This window comes from Microbacterium sp. MEJ108Y (assembly GCF_000834175.1).
GTDB lineage: Bacteria > Actinomycetota > Actinomycetes > Actinomycetales > Microbacteriaceae > Microbacterium > Microbacterium forte.
This window is the reverse complement of sequence record NZ_JXQX01000011.1, coordinates 19,238-37,756: the sequence shown is the minus strand read 5'-3', so window position 1 is coordinate 37,756 and position 18,519 is coordinate 19,238. Positions and strand designations below refer to the sequence as shown.

The window sequence follows — 18,519 nt, the reverse complement described above, 5'->3', positions numbered from 1 at the left end:
GCTTCTCGCCGGGGGGGTTCATGACGGTCGGCGGCGTCGGATTCCGAGGGGCATGGAGCCACTATGTCCCGCGGCGTCTCACTCCGGAAGATGCGTCGCCCTCGCTACGCTGAGCGCATGACCGAGGCGCGAACCCCCACATCGCATCCTGTTCTCGCCGTGCTGCGACGCATGCCGGCCACCCTCACGATGGTCTCGGTGATCCTCGTCGTCGGCGTGGTGTGGCAGGGACTGTGGAGCCCGTTCGAGAACACGGACCTGTTCGGCACCGTCGCATACGGTCTGCCCAACCTCGCGCAGGGCATGTGGTGGACGCCGTTCACCGGCACGTTCTTCGTCAACGCACCCTGGGTGTACGTCTTCACGATCTCGGGATTCTGGGGCATGGCGTACCTCGAGTACCGCCGCGGCACCAGGGTCGCGCTCGCCTATTACTGGGTCGGGCAGCTCTTCGCGATCCTGGCCACCGCACTCGTGCTGTTCTTCGCCTCGCAGCTGCCGTGGGCCTGGGCTCAGGAGCAGGCTCAGGCGCTCGATGTCGGCGCCTCGGGCGGCACCATGGCCTGCATCGCCGCGGCGATCGGACTGTTCCGGCCGCCGTGGCGGGTGCGCGGGTGGCTCGTGCTGCTCGGATTCGTGTTCATCGCGATGCTGTTCTGGGGCGCGGTCGCGGATCTCGAGCATCTGCTCGCCGTGCTGCTGATCCTGGTCGTCGATCGCACCCTGCGCGTGCAGCGGACCACCGTGCGCGAACAGCGCCTGATCGCCGTGATCTCCCTGCTGGTGCTGGGGGCGGTCGAGATCATCACGACCCTGGTGGCGACCGACGGCCCGTTCGGTCCGACGGAGCCCGTGTCGGGAGGATTCATCGACCTGGCGATCGACCTCGTGGTCATCGCCGTGCTCGTGAACGGACTGCTGCGAGGCCGCCGCTGGTCGTGGGTGCTCGTGATCCTGCTCGGACTCTTCAACATCCTGATCGCGGCGCTCGTGCTCATCCTGATCACCGTGTTCTCGCAGGCTCAGGTCGACGTGCGCTGGGATGGCGAGACCGAGCTCGCTCTCGCCAACGGCTTCCTCTGGGTGATCCTGCTCGTCTACCTGGTCGCGGTGCGTCGGGCGTTCCGGGCGAAGCGCAAGTCACCGCTCGGAATCCAACCCGCCCCGACCGTCGATGACGTCAAGACCGAATTGCGCGCGCACGGCGGCGGGACGCTGTCCTGGATGACGACGTGGGAGGGCAACAGCTACGCCCGCAGCGCCGCAGGGATCGTCGCGTACCAGCGCCGGGCCGGGGTCGCGCTCGCGCTGGCCGACCCGATCGGACCCTCGGCGTCGCGTGCAGACGCTGTCGCGGAATTCATCCGCACCGCCGAGCTCGCGGGCCTCGTGCCGTGTTTCTTCAGCGCCGACGATGCGACGCGGGATGCCGTGCCGGCGGGCTGGCGCAGCCTCGTGGTCGCGGATGACACGATCGTCGACCTGCCGGGCCTGGAGTTCACCGGCAAGCGCTGGAACTCGGTGCGCAGTTCGCTCAATCGAGCAGGACGCGAGGACATGACCTTCCGGCTGACCCGACTCGGCGACGAGTCGTGGGGGGTGCGGCAGCAGCTGCGGGCGATCTCGGAGGCCTGGGTCGGCGACAAGGACCTCCCCGAGATGCGGTTCACTCTCGGCACGCTCGACGAGGCCGAGGATCCCGAGGTGCGACTGGCTCTGGCGCTGGCCCCGAACGGCGACGTCGACGGATTCCTGTCATGGCTGCCGGTCTACGGCGAGGGCGGCACCGTGCGCGGATGGACGCTCGATCTGATGCGGCGCCGGGATGGCGGCTTCGGGCCCGTCATGGAGTACCTGATCGGATCGTCGGCGAAGCAGTTCTCGGAGGAAGGCGCCCAGATCATGTCGCTCTCGGGGGCTCCGCTCGCCCACGACTATCCGCCGGATGCCGGCATGATCGCCGTGCTCAGCGACCGCCTCGCCGAAGCACTCGAACCCGTCTACGGTTTCGCGTCGCTGCACCGCTTCAAGCAGAAGTTCCATCCGCGCTACGAGACGATGTACCTGCTGTTCCGCGATGAGGCCGATCTCGCGGCCATCGGCACGGCCCTCACACGAGCCTTCCTGCCGGATGCCACGCTGCGGCAGTTCGCGGGCGCCGGTCTCGAACTGGTGCGCGGCAGCAAGGACTGATTCGGCCCGTCAGCCGTCGCGCGGCGGTCTGCGCAGTCTCTTGACGTCAGTGCGCTGCTTCTTCGCGGTCAACCGACGCTCTTTCGATCCGCGGCTCGGCTTGGTGGCGCGGCGGGGAGGTGCGGGCGGACGCAGCGCCTCGCCGACGAGTGCCACCAGCCGCTCCCGCGCCGCGTCACGGTTGCGCAGCTGCGCGCGGTGCTCGGAGGCGGCGATCGTCAGCACCCCGTTCACCAGACGGCCGCTCAGTCGGTCGAGCAGACGCTCGCGCTGGTGTGGCGAGAGCACGGCACTGCCGGCAGCATCCCAGACCAGCTCCACCCGGGAATCCGCGGTGTTCACACCCTGCCCACCAGGGCCGGACGACCGGGAGAAGCGCCACGACAGCTCGGCCTCGGGGATCGTGAGACCCGCCGAGACCCGCAGGCCGGGGCGATGAGGGGTGGCCATGCATCCATCATCCCCCCGGCGTGGGGTGCGCGCGTCAGCCGACGGTGTCGACGGCCTCGAGCGGGACGCGGTTCGCGGTGCCCGCTGACGGCTGCTCTCCGGCATCCCTCTTCGCGATGTTCGCGATGTGCGCCCGGCCGACCACGATCGCAGCGACGACCATGAGCGCGGCTCCCAACCAGTACGGCGCCGCGTGGCTGACGGTGACGTAGAGCGCGCCCGCGATCAGCGGCGCCGCGGTGTTCATCGCGGCGTTGAGCGATTGGGTCGCCCCTCCGAGCCAGCCCTGCTCGTCGTCGCCGACCGCGTTCGACATGGCACCGTCCAGCGCTGCTGTGGCGGCTCCCTGCCCTGCGGCGAGCATCAACGCACCGACGATGAACACCCACGGCTGCGCGAAGACCGAGGCGACGACCGCAAGGCCGACGAGTCCGATCGTCTGCGCGACGATGCCGCTGATGATCACACCGCGCTCGCCTATGCGAGGCAGCAGGATGCCGAGCAGCACGCCCTGGATGAGGATGTCGATGATGCCGACGCCCGCGGTGAGGAGACCGATCTGGGTCGGCCCCCAGCTGATCGAGTCGAGCGCCAGCACACTGAAGTTGTTGACGAAGAAGCCGAACGGCAGCGCGAGCAGGCCGAATCCGATCATCAGTCCCCGCAGCTCCTTGCGGCCGAACGCCTCGGTGAAGACACCGAACGGCTGGATCTCACGGATCGAGATGCGCTCGATGCGGTTCTCGGGCTTCAGGCTCTCGGGCAGCAGGAAGATGCTGAGGATCGCGATCGTGAGGGCGACGGCCGCGGTGAGGAAGACCGGCAGCTGCAGGCTCACTGCCGCGAGGAGTCCGCCGATGGCGGGGCCGATCATCATGCCGATCCCCGAGAGAGCGCCGAGCAGGCCGAACCGCTGAGCGCGCTTCTCGGGCGGGGTGATGTCTGCGAGGTAGGCGAAGAGCGCCGGCAGGTCCCCGGCGGTCACCCCCTGGATCACGCGAGCGAGCACCAGGACCCAGATCGCACCGCCGATGCCGAAGAGGGTCATCGCGAACGCCGCTCCGAACGCGGCGGCGATGATCACCGGGCGTCGACCGAAGCGGTCGGAGAGGCGGCCGAGGAAGGGGGCTACCAGGAAGGCGCACAGGCCGTTGACGGCTTCGAGCACACCGACCCAGATCGCGAGATCGCCTTCGTGCGAGACGTACTGCAGCACGACGAAGGGCAGGACGGGGAGCACGACGGTCATCCCGATGACGGTGAGCATCGTCAGCACGATGAGCATGATCCAGGCGCGCTTGTCGCTGCGCGCGAGCGGGTTCTTTAGTGAAGTCACTCCGAAACTGTATCAATACCAGTTTTGGTGTCAAGCCAGTTTTGGATCGAATGCGCGATACGGTGGAGGCATGACGAATACCGAGCCACTCGGACGCCGGGAACGCAAGAAGGCGGCGACCCGCAAGAACATCTCCGATGTCGCGACGATGATGTTCCTCGAGCGGGGCTTCGACAACGTCAGCATCCGCGAGGTCGCCGACGCCGCCGACGTCTCGCCCACGACGGTGTTCGCGCACTTTCCTCAGAAGGAGGCGCTGGTCTTCGACGAGGACGACGAGCAGCGCGACCGGCTCGTCGGCGCCGTCCGAGACCGACCGGACGGCACCACGATCAATCGGGCGATCCGCGACTTCTACACCGCAGAGGTCGGCGCCAACATCGATGAGCACGGCAACGACGTGACGCGGATCTTCCTCGCCTTTCTCAACGAGACGCCCGCACTGCGCGACTATGCCGCCAAGATGTGGCTCCGCCACGAGGATGCCCTGTCGGATGCGATCGCCGACGAGCTCGGAGTCCCCGAGCCGACCCCGGAGATCCGCGTCTACTCGCGTTTCGTGCTGCAGATGCAGCTGCTCGTGAACGAGAACGACGACCAGCTCGGCATCCTCGACGCCGGGTTCACGGTTCTCGAGAACGGGTGGGCTCCGGTCGAGGCGGCGCTCACGGAGTCGCCGGACTGACCCGCGCTGGAGCTGCGCGGTCTCACGGCGAAGCGCCTGCCGCGCGCGGGTCCACTCCCCCCGACGAAAAGCGATGCCAAGCTGGTGACATGGCATTCGGGATGGCCCGCGACGTGTTGCGCCCCACAGACTCTCCGCGCGCGGATCGAGTGACCTATGTCGAGCTGTTCTTCGACCTCGTGTTCGTCCTCGCGCTGACCCAGCTGTCTGCCTACCTCTACGAGAATCAGACGCCTTTGGGCGCTCTGGAGGGCGTCATCATGGTGTGCGCCCTGTGGTGGGCGTGGGTGTCGACCACCTGGGTCACCAATTGGCTCGACCCCGTCACGCTCCCCGTGCGCGGGGCGGTGATCGCACTGGCCCTCGTGGCGCTCGTGATGAGCGTCTCGATCGCTGAGGCGTTCGGCGATCGCGCATGGGCGTTCGCCATCGCCTACGTCGTCCTCCAGGTGGGACGCACGGTCTTCATCGTGTGGGCGACAGCCCGTCACGACCGGCGGGTGGCCGGCGATTTCTCCCTCCTCCTCTGCTGGGCGGTCGCCGGCGGCGTGTTGTGGATCGTCGGCGCGCTGCTGCCCCTCGGGTGGCAGCTGCCGTTGTGGGCCGCCGCGCTGGCTCTCGAACTGCTGGGCACCGTGCTCGGTTTTCCGGTGCCCGGACGGGGGAAGGTGCAGCTGAAGACCTGGGATCTCTCCGGTCCGCACATCGCCGAGCGCACGTCCCTCTTCGTGCTCATCGCACTCGGTGAAGGCCTGCTGGTCACCGGCTTCGCGTTCGTCGACAAGGAATCGTCCGTCGCATCCATCGCTGCCTTGGTGACGGCGTTCGTCGCCGCCGCGGCGACCTGGTGGATCTACTTCGATCACGGCGAACGCATCGGCGCCGAGGCGATCGAGGCGTCAGGCGAACCGGCCCGGCTCGCTCGCACCGTCTACACATGGGTGCATCTTCTGATCATCGCCGGCATCGTGCTGATGAGCGTGGGCGACAAGGAGATGCTCGCGCTTCCCGACCAGCGCGGCCTCGCCGCGGCCGTCGTGGTCGTCGGCGCGCCGTTCCTCTTCCTCACCGGCACCGTGCTGTTCCGCCGCGTGCTCGAAGGGCGCTGGGCGCGAGCGCAACTCGTCGGTCTGGTGGCTCTCGCTCTGCTCGCCGTTGTGCGGCTCGCGGGCTTCACCGTCGACGCGCTCACGCTGTCGATCACGACGGCGACGGTTCTCGTCGGTGTCGCAGCGGGCGAGACCCTCGAGCGTCTGCGTCGCGGTCGCCGCGCAGGGGGCTGACCGCGGGTGGGTCGCGGGCAGAGCCCGAACAAGTGGACGCGACGGCGGGAGTCGAACCCGCCACGCCTTCAGGTATGAACTGAGGCCCGGGACCGCCCGGATCGCCGCGATGGGAATGACGCTACCCGGCTGCGACCGGGAAGGCCAGGATCGTTGCGGGGATTGACAGAGTGCGTCCCCGCATGACAAGGGGCGTCACGCCGCGTCACACGGCGGCGTCCGCCGAGCGGTGTAGCGTCTCGAACATGGCAGCCGCAGACAGTCCCGCGACGACCCCGCAGAAGACCCACCGCTATCTCCGTCTGTCGCTGGTGCTGATCGTGTTCGCCCTGCTCGTGAGCGTCGCGCTGCAGAGCTTCGTGGTGATGTGGGAGCCGATGATGTTCGGCTGGAATCCGCTCCACTCGATCAGCCACGCGATCTACACGCCGGCCCGCGACGTCTTCGCCGGAGCGCTGATCGCGACATCCGTCGTCCTGCTGGCTCTCTCAGGACGCAGCCGGGCGACGACGCTGCTCGACGTATGCGCCGTCTTGGCGCCGCTCATCGCGATCGTTCCGACCGGGCTCGCCGACACTCGCGCGGTCGGCCACATTCCGTGCCCGATCGCCACGGAGTGCATCCCCGCGGGATACGTCGGCAGCGCCAAGGCGGGGATCGCGGTCTATGCCGTGGTGGTGGTGGCCGTGGTGATCACGATGGCGGTGATCCGCCGCCGCACGCGCACCCCGAACCGGGCGGCCGTGCTGGTGTCGTTGTTCGCGCTCGTCACGGCCGCTGTCGTCACGGCACTCGCCTTCGCCCCGGCGCTCAACGAGTACTTCCCGTTCAACTTCTGGCCTGTGAACAGCATCCACTTCGCAGTGACCCTGCTGTTCTTCGGAGTGTTCGCGGCGGTCCCGATCCTCTACGCGGGCGGCCCACTCGAGCCAGGCGAGACTCCGCCCACACCCCGGCAACGATCGGTCTATCGCTGGATCGCGGGGCTGCTCATCGCCGACCTCGTGCTGCTCGTGGTCGCGGTGCTCTTCCGTCAGACCTTCGGGGAGACGCCCGTCGTGCTCATCGGCGAGGCGGTCGCCCTGATCCTGTTCGCGGCATTCTGGTGGGTGCAGACGTTTCAACGGTGGAACGACCCGAACCCTCCTTCGATCGCCGCACCCCGCCCTTAGTCGCGCGGATCGGGAGCCGGCGCATCGAGTGCCCGCAGCAACCGCTGCACCGACTCCCGCAGCTCGGCGCGATGCGGCTCGGGGAAGCTGGTCGTGTATTCGACGCCCTCGGGGATCCAGAGCAGCGCGTACATCGCCTCGCGCCAGTCCGAGCCGCCGAAGGGCCAGCGCGTGCGATTCTCACCCTCGGGAGTCGCGCCCTCGGACCAGGGCCCGAACATGTCCTGCATCTCGGGGAACGGCAGCTGCATCACGGCATCCGCCTCGATCTTCTGCGGCGACCACGACGCGGCGATGAGCACCCGCTCGTCGATCTCCTCGGTCGAGATCTCGCGTCGTGTGAACAGCACCCTGGTGTGCTCGACCGAGACGATCCGGTCGACGCGGAAGGTCCTCCAGTCATCGCGGTCGAGATCCCAGCACAGCAGGAACCATTTGCGGCCCGAGGGAGCGAGCGCGTGCGGCTCGACCCGACGCACGCTCTCGGCACCCGCTCCGTCGACGTAGCGCATCCGCACACGCTCGTGGTCTCGGGTCGCGAGAGCGATCTCCCCCAGCACGACGGGCGAGACCACCGGGGCGTCGCCGATGCGCGGTGGCTGCACGGCGGCGGCGAGCGCATTGACCCGCTGACGCAGCGCCGACGGCAGCACCTGCTCGAGCTTCGCAAGTGCCGTCAGCGTCACCTCGGCACCGCCCACCAGCTGCTGCGTCGCGGCGACGCGAAGACCGATCGCCATCGTCACCGCCTCGTCATCGGTGAGCAACAGCGGGGGCACGGCACTGCCGGCCTCGAGGCGGTATCCGCCGGCCGCTCCGGGCGTCGACTCCACGCGGTATCCGAGCTCTCGCAGCCGATCGACGTCGCGGCGCACCGTGCGCTCGGTGACGCCGAGCCTGCTCGCCAGTTCCGTGCCGGGCCAGTGCCTGTGCGTCTGCAGCAGATTGAGCAGGGCGAGGGCTCTGGAGGTGGTGTCGGACATGTCTCAAGATTGACAGAAATTGCGGACAGGATCTGTCCTGATTGCGTTCTAGCCTGCTGGCATGTCGAACGAATCCATCATCGAAACCGAAGGCCTCACCAAGGTCTTCACCGTCAAGAAGACGTCGGTCGAAGCGGTCACCGACCTCTCCTTCACTGCGGTGCGCGGCGAGCTCGTCGCGTTCCTCGGCCCGAACGGCGCGGGCAAGTCGACGAGCCTGCGGATGCTGACGACGCTCATCCCGCCGACGTCGGGGACCGCCCGCGTCGTCGGCCACGACATCCGCACGGATGCGGCCGGAGTTCGCGCACGCATCGGCTACGTCGGTCAGCTCACGAGCGGCAGCTTCTCGCAGCGGGTGCGCGATGAGCTGCTCAGCCAGGGCGCGTTCTACGGCATGAGCCGGCGCGACAGCATCCGTCGCGCCGATGAGCTGATCGAGTCCCTCGATCTCTCCTCGTTCGCGGCCCGCACGGTGCAGCAGCTCAGCGGAGGTCAGAAGCGCCGGCTCGACATCGCGCTCGGTCTCATGCACGCGCCGCCGCTGATCTTCTTGGACGAGCCGTCGACCGGTCTCGACCCGCAGAGCAGGGCCAATCTGTGGGAGCACATCCTCGACCTGCGCACCCAGCACGGCACGACCGTCTTCCTGACCACGCACTATCTCGAAGAGGCCGACCGCTACGCCGAGCGGGTGATGGTCATGGACAAGGGCCGCATCATCGCCGACGACGACGCGGCAGCGCTGAAGGCGACGCTCGCCGGCGACGTGCTCACCTTCGGCTTCGCGAACGATGCGGATGCCGCGAACGCACGCCCGGCCGTCGCTCGCCTCAGCGGGGCCGAGGTGTCGCTCGACGACGACTCGCTGACGCTGGCCGTGCCCGACGGCGACCGACTGCTGCCGGTGATCGTGCGCGAGCTGGATGCCGCCGGCATCCTGGTGCGTCGGGCGACCGGCGTCCCACCCACCCTCGACGACGTCTTCCTCGCTCTGACCGGGCGCACGCTGCGCGAAGCGGGCGAAGGCACCGCCGATGCATCCGAGTCCGATGCCGCAACCGGGGTCGAGAACGACAAGACAGGAGTCCTCTCATGACCACCAGGACCGACACCCTCGTGCGCGCGAATCTCATGCGCGACACCAGGAACGTGTTGACCCGCGAGCTCAAGCCGGTGCTGCGCGACCCGTTCACCCTGATCTTCAGCCTGCTGCAGCCGCTCGTGTTCCTCGGCCTGTTCGCGCCGCTCCTCATCGGCGGGTCCGGCCGACCGGCCGGAGAGACCCTCGCCTGGTTCGTGCCCGGCGTGCTCGTGATGATCGTGCTGTTCGGCACCGGCGCCACGGGCTCGAACCTGCAGTACGAGATGATGACCGGCTCGCACGAGCGCACGCTGGTCGCACCGCTCGCGCGCTCATCGCTGCTCGTGGGTCGTGCGCTCAAGGAGATCGCGCCGATCGTGGTACAGGCTCTGATCATCGTGCTGATCGCGTGGCCGTTCGGGTTCGCGATCAACCTGCCGGGCCTGTTCATCGGGCTCGCGCTGCTCGCGGTCTTCGGCGTCGGACTCGGTTCGCTGTCGTACTCGCTGGCGTTGGCCACCAAAGACCGCGAGTGGCTGTTCTGGGGAGTGCAGCAGTCGCTGATCTTCCCGTTGCTGATCCTGTCGGGCATGCTGCTGCCGCTCGACGACGGCCCCGCCTGGATGCGGGCGGTCGCATCGGTCAACCCGGTCAACTGGGTGGTGCAGGCCGAGCGCGCGCTGTTCGCGGGCGACCTGGGCGATCCGACCGTGCTGTGGGGGTGGGTCTCGGCGCTGGCGGTGGCGGTCGTCGGACTCGTGGTGGGAGTACGGGCTATCCGTCGCAGCAGCTGACGCGACACGTCCGCACCGCCGACCCGATGTCCGGGCGGGCGGTGCGGACGTCGCGCGATCAGCGCTCGAGGGTGGCGACGATCTTTCCCCGGCTGCCCCCGGACGCGAGATCCGCGAGCGCGGCGGGTATCTGCCCGAACGGATAGGTCTTCGCGACGACGGGCCTGAGCGCACCTCCGTCGACGAGGGCCGCGATGCGACTCAGCTGCTCGCCATCCGCGCGCATGAAGAGGAACTCGTAAGTGACTCCGAGCCGCTTCGCCTGACGTCGGATCCGTCGGCTCAACACGGCGATCGCGAGGCGCACCATCACGCCCAGCCCCATCCGCTTCGCGAACGCCGGGTCGGGCGGCCCCGAGATCCCGACGGCGAGGCCGCCAGGCTTCAGGACCCGCAGCGACTTCTCGAGATTCTCGCCGCCGAGGCTGTCGAGCACGAAGTCGTACTCCGAGAGGATCTTCTCGAAATCCTCCGCGCGGTAGTCGATCACGACGTCGGCGCCCAGCTCGCGGACGAAGTCGGCGTTCGCCGCGCTCGCGGTGGTGGCGACGATCGCGCCGAGATGCTTCGCGAGCTGGATCGCGATCGAGCCCACGCCGCCGGACCCCGCGTGGATCAGCACCCTCTGCCCCGGTCCGACGTGGCCTCTCTCCACCAGCGCCTGCCACGCCGTGAGAGCCACCAGGGGCAGCGACGCCGCCTCAGCCATCGAGATGCCGTCCGGAATCAGTGCCAGATCCGCTTCCGCCACCGCGATCCGTTCCGCGAACGCCCCCATCCGATTCTGATCCGGCCGGGCGAACACCCGGTCACCGGGACGGAAGGACTCGACCAGGCGGCCGACCCGGATGACCGTGCCCGCCACGTCGTTGCCCATCACGACGGGCAGAGAGTACGGCAGGATCTGCGCGAACTCGCCTGCCCGGATCTTCTCGTCCAGCTGGTTGAGGCCGACGGCCTCGACCGCGACCAGGACGTCTCGCTCCCCCACCTGCGGCTCTTCGACCTCGATGAGTTCCAGCGGCTGCTTGTACTTGGTGAGCACGACTGCGCGCATCGTCTTTCCCCTGTTCGTTCTCGTTCGACCGGGATCAGCCGGCCGCGGGCTGGAGCTGCGGGTAGACCGCCTCGAGCGGCGCGCTGAGCCCGGCCTTGAGCTGCACGGAGATCTCGTCGGCGAGCACCTCGTACTCCCCGCGCTCGGTCGCGTCGAGGATCGCACGCACCAGCTCGGCGGGGTCGGTCTTGGGGTCCGACACGTGCTCTGCCATCGCCGTGTCGACATAGCCGACGTGCACGCCGACGACGTGCACGCCCGACGGAGCCAGCTCGAGACGGAGCGAGTTGGTGGCCGACCACAGCGCCGCCTTCGTGGCGCTGTAGATGCCGCCGACGGCGAACCAGGCGAGAGCGGAGTGGATGTCGATGACCGTCGCTCCGTCGCGACCCGACTGCAGCGGGGCGTAGGCCCTGGTCAGGAAGAGCGGTCCGAGGAAGTTCGTCTCGACGTTGTGGCGGATCTCATCGTCCGTATGCGTGAGGATCCCCGCGGTCGGCACAGAGGCGCCGGCGTTGTTGATGAGCACCGTCACATCAGGTGCCGCCTCGACGACGGCGCGGATCGACTCCGCATCCGTGACGTCGAGTCGCAGGGGCACCACCCGCTCGTCGGCCCACTCGCGCGGCGTCCGCGCCGTGGCGTACACCTTGGCCGCTCCGCGCGCGAGCGCCTCCTCGACGAAACGGGTGCCGATGCCCCCGTTCGCTCCGGTGATGAGGACGACTGCGCCGTCGAGTGAAGGCATGGAATGCTCCTTGATGTTTGGGACAATGTGGTGTCTGCTGAGTTCGCACGTAAGCGACTGCAGTCATAACTGAGCCCAATCAGTTTATATTCCCGAGAGGACGAGATGTCGACCCCAGCACCGACCCTCGGGCGCCGCGAGCGCAACAAGCAGCAGAAGCTCGAGCGCATCACCGCGGCCGCGACTGAGCTGTTCGCGCAGCACGGCATCGACGACGTCACCACCCAGCAGATCGCCGAGAAGGCAGATGTCGGCACGGGCACGCTATTCCTGTACGCCAAGACGAAGGGCGAGCTGCTGCTGCTCGTGCAGAACGCGCACTACGCTGTCGCGCTCGAGGCCGGACGTGCGGCCGCCGAGGCGACACCGGACACGCTCGACGCCGCGATGGCTCTCCTCCGCCCGATCATCGAGTGCAATCGCGCCCAGATCGAGAACGGCCGCACCTATCTCCGCGAGATGGTGTTCGGCAATCCGACCGACTCGCACCATGCCGAGGCTCTGCGCATCGTGGGCGACACCGAGAACGCGCTGGCGGACATCCTGCGGCGCGATCCGACCATCGACGACAATCGGGCTGCCGCACTCGCCCGGATCGTGTCAGCGGTGATGTTCGTCACGATGGCGGCGAGCGTCAATGCCGAGGCGAGCATCGATGAGATCGCCCAGGACGTGAGGGCGCAGGTCGACGCACTGCTCCGCCCCTGAGCCCGATCGCCCGCCGGTGTCTCAGCGCCGGATCGAGTCGTGGAACGGGTTCGGCTCGAGGGTGATGTCGGTCGTCGCGTCGGCCCAGGTGCCGCCGTCGCCGGACGCGCGGCCGCGGCGCAGAGCAGCGAGGAGCGCCGTCGCAGGCACCCCCACGGCGAGAGCAGCAGCGCCGCCGAGGGTGCGGTCCTTCGAGCCGAGCACGCTCGCGCGGTGCCACGCCTCGTGAAGCGCGCCGCCTCGGGCTGCCGGCACGCGCTTCGCCGGCAGAGCACCGGCCCGGCGCAGAGCGACCAGCTGCTCGACGTGGTTCCACCAGGTCGACTCGGCCGCCGGGTGGAAGTAGTTGTCTCGCAGCCAGGCGGGGTGCGGATGCCGGAATCGACCGGCCACGACCTCGTTGCGCCCGCCGAGCAGCCCACTGCCGACGAAGACGGTGTTGAGCAGGCTCTTGCTGACGCCGAACGAATCGAGCGCGATCACAGGCACACCGAGTGCCACGGCTTCGACGGCCGCGGTCGAGCTGACGGTCACGAGTCCGGCCGCCGTCGAGAGCGCGGCAGCCATCGAGGAGTAGGAGACCACGAGGTTGTCGGGACGCCGGGCAGGCAGCAGCTCGAGATACGGATCGCGCTCGAGGTGGGTCTCGGACTCCCCCGGGCGCGAGCGCAGCTTGACGACGACTCGACGATTCGGGTCGGCCTCGGCTGCCCTGACGAGGGTGGCGGCGATCTCGGCGCGTTCGTCCCGTCCGACCGGCACCAGGGCCTGCGCCGCGAACACGATGTCGGTCGCCGGCATCCGCACGGCGCTCGGAGTCGGAGGACGATCGGCGATGAGGGTTCCTGCGGGGTGGCCTGCGTCTGCGCCGAGCACCCGGGCCCGGTCAGCGGCGAGCATCCGCGATCGCGATCGGGCGAACGGCAGTGTGGCCAGCGCCGTCGGCACCTGCACGCCGATCCGGTGGCCCAGCTCGGCGAACGCGCGTTCCTCACGGTGGGAGTGCACCACGAGCAGGTCGGCATGGCGGCGGTACTCGAGGGCGCCCCGCTGGGCGGGGATCGCCATTCCCGGCAGACCCGCTACGACCACCGGGCGGTGCGAGAGCGTGTCGACCAGGCGCCCCATCAGGCGCACGAACGGCCCGCGCCCGGCGAGCAGGACGACGTCGGGACGCTGTCCCTCGAGCCACGCGGCAGCCTGCGTGAAGCCGATGCGGGTGACGTCGTCCGACAGCATCCCGGTGCCGGCCAGCGCCGTGCGCTGCTGATCGACGCTCGCGGCCAGCGGTGTCTGCACCAGCAGCAGATGCGGACGGATGCCGGGCACACTGCCGAGCAGCGACGCCGACCACTTCACGAACGAGTCGGCGTCGGCGATCGCGACGACCCGCAGTGCGCCCGACCTGCTCGTGCCCGGTTCGCTCATGCGGAGATGCGCCGCAGCTTCGCCATGGGCGCGCGCTCGCTCTCGAACACGCGCTTGACTCCGTCGCCCAGAGCCATCTCGATCACACGGATGTCGCGCACGAGGTGCTCGAGGCCGGTGGGCTCGAGGGATGCCGCATGGTCGGAGCCCCACATCGTGCGGTCGAGCGTGATGTGGCGTTCGACGGCGACCGCGCCGATCGCGACGGCGGCGAGAGAGATCTGCAGACCGCGCTCGTGGCCGGAGTAGCCGACCGGCACTCCGGGGTAGCGGTCGCGCAGCGTGGCGATCGCGCGGAGGTTGGCCTCCTCGGGCTCGAGCGGGTAGGTCGACGTGGCGTGCATGAGCACGACGCGGTCGGTGCCGAGCGTGGACAGGGCGCGGTCGATCTGCTCGATCGTCGACATGCCGGTCGAGAGGATGATCGGCTTGCCGGTCTCGCGCAGCGCGAGGAGCAGCTCGGTGTCGGTGAGGCTCGCCGAGGCGACCTTGTGAGCCACGACGTTGAGGTCTTCGAGGAACTCGACGCTGGGCACGTCCCAGGGGGACGCGAACCAGTCGAGTCCGAGCATCGTGGCGTGGTCGCCGATGGCGATGTACTCGTCGCGGCCGAACTCGACGCGGCGACGGTAGTCGAGGTAGCTCATGGTGCCCCACGGCGTCTCGCGCGGGACATCGCGCATGTGCTCGGGGGTGGAGATCTCGGGAGTGCGCTTCTGGAACTTCACCGCGTCGGCTCCCGCCTTCGCCGCGACGTCGATCAGACGCTTGGCGATGTCGACGTCGCCGTTGTGGTTGAGGCCGATCTCCGCGATGACATAGGCGGGGTGGCCGCCGCCGATCACGCGTGAGCCGATGCTGACAGTCATGGTTCCTCCGGTCGTCGAAATGGCCTTCTCCCCTGAGTACGCGCCGAGAATGAACGCCACACGACAGGAGGGTTACCGGCACCGGTCAGGCGGGCAACACCCGTTCGATCAGCTCGCGGACGGCACCATGTCCGCCGGCGCGGCTCAGCACGACACGGGCCGCCTCCAGCACGAGGGGATGCGCGTCGGCCACCGCGACCGGCCAGCCGACGATGCGCAGGGCCGGGAGATCGTTGACGTCGTTGCCGAGGTACGCGATGTCGGCGAGCGGGATGCCGACCTCCTCCGCCCACCCCCGCAGCGCCGACTCCTTGTCGTCGATGCCGTGCAGCACCGGCACGCGGAGTTTCTCTGCCCGAGCGCGCACGACGGCGTTGACCTCGGTCGAGAGGATGAGCATCGGGATGCCGGCGCGCCGCAGCAGCGACACCCCCATGCCGTCCTCGCGGCTCACCCGCACGCGTTCGACGCCGTCGGCGTCGACGGTCGCGGTGTCGTCGGTGTGCACCCCGTCGAAATCGGTGACGATCGCTCGCACCGGCACCCGCTCAGGGCTCTCGTGGAGGGCGGCGAGCGCGCGGGCGATGCGCAGCTGCTGTTCGTCGTCGATCTCGATCGCCGTCCACTCGGGCACCTCGGCGATGCGGATGCGGCCGAAGAAGCGATGCCTCGCCTCGCGGAATCCGTCGGCGCGGAACACGTAGAACGCCCCCGTCTCGAGGAAGTGCGGCTCGCGATCCTGACGCCGAGGGCGATGCGCGGCATCGTGGTTGAGTGCGACGGCCGCGCCGGCATCCGCTCGCCCTTCGCCGCTCGATTCTCCTCGGCCGCGGCGCGACCACAGGAATCCATAGGTCTCGTGGGCGGCGAACACGCTGTCTGCCCTGCGCTCGCGCACCTCGCGCACCGCACTCGACAGGGCGTCCTGGGCGATGAACGGCGAGGTCGCCTGCAGGAACGCGACCACCTCGGCCGGCTCCCCCTCGCCTTCGAGCACGTCGAGCGCATGCAGGATCGCGGACTCCGACGAGGCCGTGTCGCCGGAGATGTCCGCCGGTCGCCGCACGACTCTCGCCCCGGCTGCCTCGCTCACCGCGGCGATCTCATCGTCATCGGTCGAGACGACCACGAGGTCGATGCCGTCGGTCTCCGACGCAGTGCGCACGGCCCGTTCGATGAGCGGCACCCCGCCGACGCGTCGCAGGTTCTTGCGCGGCACGCCCTTCGACCCGCCTCGCGCCGGGATGATCGCGACGACCCTGCCCGCTGCTGCCTTCTGCTGTTCCGCGCTCATGTCGCTCGTCCCCTCGCCGTCGTCGCCGTCGTCGCCCGTCATCGCTGTCATCCTGCTCATCGCCCTCTGAGCACCCGCCATGCGCGGGCGAGTCTGCGCCGCGCTGCGAGCACTGTGAGCCTCGCCTGCTCGACCCGGCCGATGCCGCCGACCGGGCGCAGCGCTCGACGCACGGCCGTCTCGCGCGGGGCTCCCGGGAGGCGCAGCTCGGCCAGCCTCTCGGGGGCGAAGTACCGATCTCGATCGGAGGGACGGATGCCGCTCAGCAGCTGCTCGGCCCGACCGCGGAGGTGCCCGGCGACGACGGGCTGCATGGCATAGCCGACCGCGTCGATCAGCAGCTGCATGCGCTCGGGGTCGCGATACGGGGAGTCTGCTCGGGTGAGCGCATCGACGATCGTCGCCGGCACCCGGTTGCTGTTCTCATACGGAGTCAGCCGCGCGAGCACGGTGTCTGCCCCGACCGCATCGATCTCGCGGCCGAACAGCGCCTGCACGGTCGGCAGCGCGGTCGAGAACCCGGCGATGACGGCTGTCGCGTCGATGCGTTCGGCCAGCATCTCTGCGGCGAGCGCGCCGCGGTACTCGCGGAAGTCGATGCCGTGCACCCGTGCCCGGTCGCGCAGAGCGTCGCTCAGTCGAGGCGGGGCGGCGGGGTGCGGTTTGAAGACGATGTGCTGCGGTCGCCGGCTCGCCGCGCGGTCGATCATCTCCTTCTGCAGCGCGATCTCCTCGCCCTCGCTGACCAGTCCGAGAGCCGAGAGGTACTGCCCGAGCACGAGCACGGTCGACTCCCCATCGAGAGCGCTGTCGAGCTCTGCCGTGTCGTCGACCGCCGCGGCGGTCTCGCAGAGCACCGCGCGGAACAGGTCGGGTGAGACCGGCACCGGCGTCGCGGTGGGCGCACCCACCAGCGGTGTCAGTCCCGGCACCACGTCGGCGTGCACGACGCGACCGATCCGAGCAGTCACCGTGTGCGGCATCCGCACCCGCATCGGCGAGTACGTCATCAGCCCGTCGCCGATGATCGTGAGTCGCGCGTGCGGGAAGAGCAGCATCAGGGTGCGCGCCGGGGCGATCTGCGGGCTCTGCACGAGCAGTTCGAGGTCGCCGGGGTCGATGTTCCACGCCCGGAGCAGCAGGCGGCGCAGCAGCGGCAGGTCCGAAGCATGGGGCTTCCACGAGCTCGGATGCAGGGGGCCGAGCATCGCGTCGAGATCTTCGATGCGGTCGAACCTGTCGCGGAGGCTCGCCAGTGCGGGGTCGGCGGCGATGCTCACCGATGTCTCGGGCACTCGCGACGACACGAACGGAACGAGGATGCGCTCACCGTGGTCGCCGAGCAATCCGCCGTCGAGCGCTGCGGCTGCGGTGGCCAGCCCGTAGGCGCTGTGCACCGCGAAGAGCTGCGTCATGCGGCGATCCCGACCGTGCGCAGCAGCGGCGCCAGCACGCGGCGCCGGGGTCCGTCGAGACGCGACAGCACCGCCGATGCCTCTCGTTCAGGCAGACGACCGAGCAATGCGCGCAGGCCGGCACGCATCTCGCCGCGCAGCGACGGGGTCATCCTCCTCGACCGCACGAGGTGGCGCGACGAGAGCGCCATCACGCTCCACACCGCCTTCGGCAGGAACCGGTCGGACTCGGCATCCGCCTCGACGATGTCGAGCACCTCACCCATCGCGCGCACGAAGTCGAGCTGTCGCCGGTCGCGCACCTGGGTGAGCGATGTCGACACCCCGCGGCGGTAGAGCAGGGCCGGGGCGTCGACCACCGCGAACGAGCGGGCCTGCAGGTGCAGCCGCCAGATCCACGGTCGATCCTCGGCGGTGAAGAGGCCCGGTGTGAAACCCGCGAGCCCCTGGTCGATCAGGCGTCGGTGCATGATCCCGGCCCAGGCGAACGGGTAGTCGACCATGGTCGGCTCGTCGTCGGGCAGGATCGCCTCACGCGGCGAACCGACGGTCTCCCGCCACGGGTACGGCGCCGGCACGAGGGCGCGCACGCCGGCCTTCACCGTGACGTGGTCGGTGCGGAGGAAGTCGCAGCCCAGCTCGTTCAGCCGCCGGGCCAGCACCGAGAGTCGCTGGGGCTGCATCCAGTCGTCTCCGTCGAGGAAGCAGAAGGCGTCGCCCTCGACATGCTCGAGCCCCTGGTTGCGGGCACTCGCGAGCCCTTTCGGCCGAGGGTTGACGATGACCTCGGCGTGCGGGAACCGCTCGGCGTATCGCCTCATGAGCGTGCCGGTGTCATCGCGCGAGCCGTCGTCGATCGCCACGAGCTTGAGCGAGGCAGGGTCGTCGAACTGCCGTGTCAGCGTCTCGAGCGTCGTACCGATGTAGGCGCCTGCGTCTTTCGCGGGCAGGATGACGGTGACGAGCGGTGTGCGCACAGAACTCCCCCGGGTCGACGGTCTCGGAATGCTCGCAGGCGCT

At 69.2% G+C, this 18,519-nt stretch carries 17 protein-coding genes and 1 tRNA gene; 7 read left to right on the top strand and 11 right to left on the bottom strand.

Going from position 1 to position 18,519, the window contains the following annotated elements; genetic code table 11:
• Nucleotides 1-117 precede the first annotated feature (117 nt).
• Nucleotides 118-2,193, top strand: a complete 2,076-nt coding sequence (locus tag RU09_RS06335; protein ID WP_042538859.1) for a bifunctional lysylphosphatidylglycerol flippase/synthetase MprF — start codon at nucleotides 118-120, stop codon at nucleotides 2,191-2,193.
• Nucleotides 2,194-2,202: 9 nt separating this feature from the next.
• Here the strand turns inward: RU09_RS06335 and arfB are convergent, their stop codons facing one another.
• Nucleotides 2,203-2,643, bottom strand: coding sequence for an alternative ribosome rescue aminoacyl-tRNA hydrolase ArfB (gene arfB, locus RU09_RS06330; protein WP_042538664.1), 441 nt, complete (start codon nucleotides 2,641-2,643; stop codon nucleotides 2,203-2,205).
• Between the two features lie 34 nt (nucleotides 2,644-2,677).
• Nucleotides 2,678-3,979, bottom strand: a complete 1,302-nt coding sequence (locus RU09_RS06325) for an MFS transporter (RefSeq protein WP_231567479.1) — start codon at nucleotides 3,977-3,979, stop codon at nucleotides 2,678-2,680.
• Between the two features lie 70 nt (nucleotides 3,980-4,049).
• Here RU09_RS06325 and RU09_RS06320 point away from each other — a divergent pair, with 70 nt between their 5' ends.
• Both RU09_RS06320 and RU09_RS06315 read left to right on the top strand, forming a co-directional pair.
• A complete protein-coding gene (locus tag RU09_RS06320; protein ID WP_042538662.1) occupies nucleotides 4,050-4,664 on the top strand; it encodes a TetR/AcrR family transcriptional regulator in 615 nt (204 codons plus the stop codon).
• A gap of 89 nt (nucleotides 4,665-4,753) precedes the next feature.
• Entirely contained in the window at nucleotides 4,754-5,947 is a 1,194-nt protein-coding gene (locus RU09_RS06315) for a low temperature requirement protein A (RefSeq protein ID WP_042538660.1), read from the top strand.
• Between the two features lie 33 nt (nucleotides 5,948-5,980).
• On the opposite strand, the gene RU09_RS18475 is transcribed toward RU09_RS06315, so the two are convergent.
• Nucleotides 5,981-6,056 (bottom strand) — tRNA-Met (locus RU09_RS18475).
• 136 nt (nucleotides 6,057-6,192) lie between these two features.
• Between RU09_RS18475 and RU09_RS06310 the strand changes: the two genes are divergently transcribed.
• Entirely contained in the window at nucleotides 6,193-7,119 is a 927-nt protein-coding gene (locus tag RU09_RS06310; RefSeq protein ID WP_042538658.1) for a hypothetical protein, read from the top strand.
• Here RU09_RS06310 and RU09_RS06305 read toward each other — a convergent pair.
• Complete coding sequence (locus tag RU09_RS06305; RefSeq protein WP_042538656.1) at nucleotides 7,116-8,102, bottom strand: helix-turn-helix transcriptional regulator; 987 nt, start codon at nucleotides 8,100-8,102, stop codon at nucleotides 7,116-7,118. The genes RU09_RS06310 and RU09_RS06305 overlap by 4 nt on opposite strands.
• Before the next feature lie 61 nt (nucleotides 8,103-8,163).
• Between RU09_RS06305 and RU09_RS06300 the strand changes: the two genes are divergently transcribed.
• Nucleotides 8,164-9,201: an ATP-binding cassette domain-containing protein gene (locus tag RU09_RS06300; protein WP_082041051.1), complete on the top strand. Its 1,038-nt coding sequence runs from the start codon at nucleotides 8,164-8,166 to the stop codon at nucleotides 9,199-9,201.
• Nucleotides 9,198-9,980, top strand: coding sequence for an ABC transporter permease (locus RU09_RS06295; protein ID WP_042538654.1), 783 nt, complete (start codon nucleotides 9,198-9,200; stop codon nucleotides 9,978-9,980). The genes RU09_RS06300 and RU09_RS06295 overlap by 4 nt, the downstream gene beginning before the upstream one ends.
• Nucleotides 9,981-10,038: 58 nt before the next feature.
• On the opposite strand, the gene RU09_RS06290 is transcribed toward RU09_RS06295, so the two are convergent.
• On the bottom strand, nucleotides 10,039-11,037 hold the full coding sequence (locus tag RU09_RS06290) for an NADP-dependent oxidoreductase (RefSeq protein ID WP_042538652.1): 999 nt from the start codon (nucleotides 11,035-11,037) through the stop codon (nucleotides 10,039-10,041).
• Between the two features lie 34 nt (nucleotides 11,038-11,071).
• Nucleotides 11,072-11,785, bottom strand: coding sequence for an SDR family oxidoreductase (locus tag RU09_RS06285; RefSeq protein ID WP_042538650.1), 714 nt, complete (start codon nucleotides 11,783-11,785; stop codon nucleotides 11,072-11,074).
• Between the two features lie 105 nt (nucleotides 11,786-11,890).
• Here RU09_RS06285 and RU09_RS06280 point away from each other — a divergent pair, with 105 nt between their 5' ends.
• Nucleotides 11,891-12,493, top strand: a complete 603-nt coding sequence (locus RU09_RS06280; RefSeq protein WP_042538648.1) for a TetR/AcrR family transcriptional regulator — start codon at nucleotides 11,891-11,893, stop codon at nucleotides 12,491-12,493.
• A gap of 21 nt (nucleotides 12,494-12,514) precedes the next feature.
• Here the strand turns inward: RU09_RS06280 and RU09_RS06275 are convergent, their stop codons facing one another.
• The 5 genes from RU09_RS06275 to RU09_RS06255 form a co-directional block, all read right to left on the bottom strand.
• On the bottom strand, nucleotides 12,515-13,921 hold the full coding sequence (locus RU09_RS06275) for a DUF6716 putative glycosyltransferase (protein WP_052492883.1): 1,407 nt from the start codon (nucleotides 13,919-13,921) through the stop codon (nucleotides 12,515-12,517).
• Nucleotides 13,918-14,790, bottom strand: a complete 873-nt coding sequence (locus tag RU09_RS06270; protein WP_042538646.1) for an N-acetylneuraminate synthase family protein — start codon at nucleotides 14,788-14,790, stop codon at nucleotides 13,918-13,920. Before RU09_RS06270 ends, RU09_RS06275 begins: the two co-directional genes overlap by 4 nt.
• Nucleotides 14,791-14,875: 85 nt before the next feature.
• A complete protein-coding gene (locus tag RU09_RS06265; RefSeq protein WP_042538851.1) occupies nucleotides 14,876-16,084 on the bottom strand; it encodes an acylneuraminate cytidylyltransferase in 1,209 nt (402 codons plus the stop codon).
• Nucleotides 16,085-16,140: 56 nt separating this feature from the next.
• A complete protein-coding gene (locus RU09_RS06260) occupies nucleotides 16,141-17,499 on the bottom strand; it encodes a polysialyltransferase family glycosyltransferase (RefSeq protein ID WP_042538644.1) in 1,359 nt (452 codons plus the stop codon).
• A complete protein-coding gene (locus RU09_RS06255) occupies nucleotides 17,496-18,476 on the bottom strand; it encodes a glycosyltransferase family 2 protein (RefSeq protein ID WP_042538642.1) in 981 nt (326 codons plus the stop codon). The genes RU09_RS06260 and RU09_RS06255 overlap by 4 nt, the downstream gene beginning before the upstream one ends.
• Nucleotides 18,477-18,519: the final 43 nt, after the last annotated feature.

Bases quoted from the DNA above. Each gene is read 5' to 3' on its own strand.
- RU09_RS06275 (WP_052492883.1), bottom strand. From the start codon at position 13,921: ATGAGCGAACCGGGCACGAGCAGGTCGGGCGCACTGCGGGTCGTCGCG.
- RU09_RS06295 (WP_042538654.1), top strand. From the start codon at position 9,198: ATGACCACCAGGACCGACACCCTCGTGCGCGCGAATCTCATGCGCGAC.
- RU09_RS06300 (WP_082041051.1), top strand. From the start codon at position 8,164: ATGTCGAACGAATCCATCATCGAAACCGAAGGCCTCACCAAGGTCTTC.
- RU09_RS06310 (WP_042538658.1), top strand. From the start codon at position 6,193: ATGGCAGCCGCAGACAGTCCCGCGACGACCCCGCAGAAGACCCACCGC.
- RU09_RS06290 (WP_042538652.1), bottom strand. From the start codon at position 11,037: ATGCGCGCAGTCGTGCTCACCAAGTACAAGCAGCCGCTGGAACTCATC.
- RU09_RS06335 (WP_042538859.1), top strand. From the start codon at position 118: ATGACCGAGGCGCGAACCCCCACATCGCATCCTGTTCTCGCCGTGCTG.
- RU09_RS06305 (WP_042538656.1), bottom strand. From the start codon at position 8,102: ATGTCCGACACCACCTCCAGAGCCCTCGCCCTGCTCAATCTGCTGCAG.
- RU09_RS06265 (WP_042538851.1), bottom strand. From the start codon at position 16,084: ATGAGCGCGGAACAGCAGAAGGCAGCAGCGGGCAGGGTCGTCGCGATC.
- RU09_RS06280 (WP_042538648.1), top strand. From the start codon at position 11,891: ATGTCGACCCCAGCACCGACCCTCGGGCGCCGCGAGCGCAACAAGCAG.
- RU09_RS06270 (WP_042538646.1), bottom strand. From the start codon at position 14,790: ATGACTGTCAGCATCGGCTCACGCGTGATCGGCGGCGGCCACCCCGCC.
- RU09_RS06260 (WP_042538644.1), bottom strand. From the start codon at position 17,499: ATGACGCAGCTCTTCGCGGTGCACAGCGCCTACGGGCTGGCCACCGCA.
- RU09_RS06285 (WP_042538650.1), bottom strand. From the start codon at position 11,785: ATGCCTTCACTCGACGGCGCAGTCGTCCTCATCACCGGAGCGAACGGG.
- arfB (WP_042538664.1), bottom strand. From the start codon at position 2,643: ATGGCCACCCCTCATCGCCCCGGCCTGCGGGTCTCGGCGGGTCTCACG.
- RU09_RS06320 (WP_042538662.1), top strand. From the start codon at position 4,050: ATGACGAATACCGAGCCACTCGGACGCCGGGAACGCAAGAAGGCGGCG.
- RU09_RS06315 (WP_042538660.1), top strand. From the start codon at position 4,754: ATGGCATTCGGGATGGCCCGCGACGTGTTGCGCCCCACAGACTCTCCG.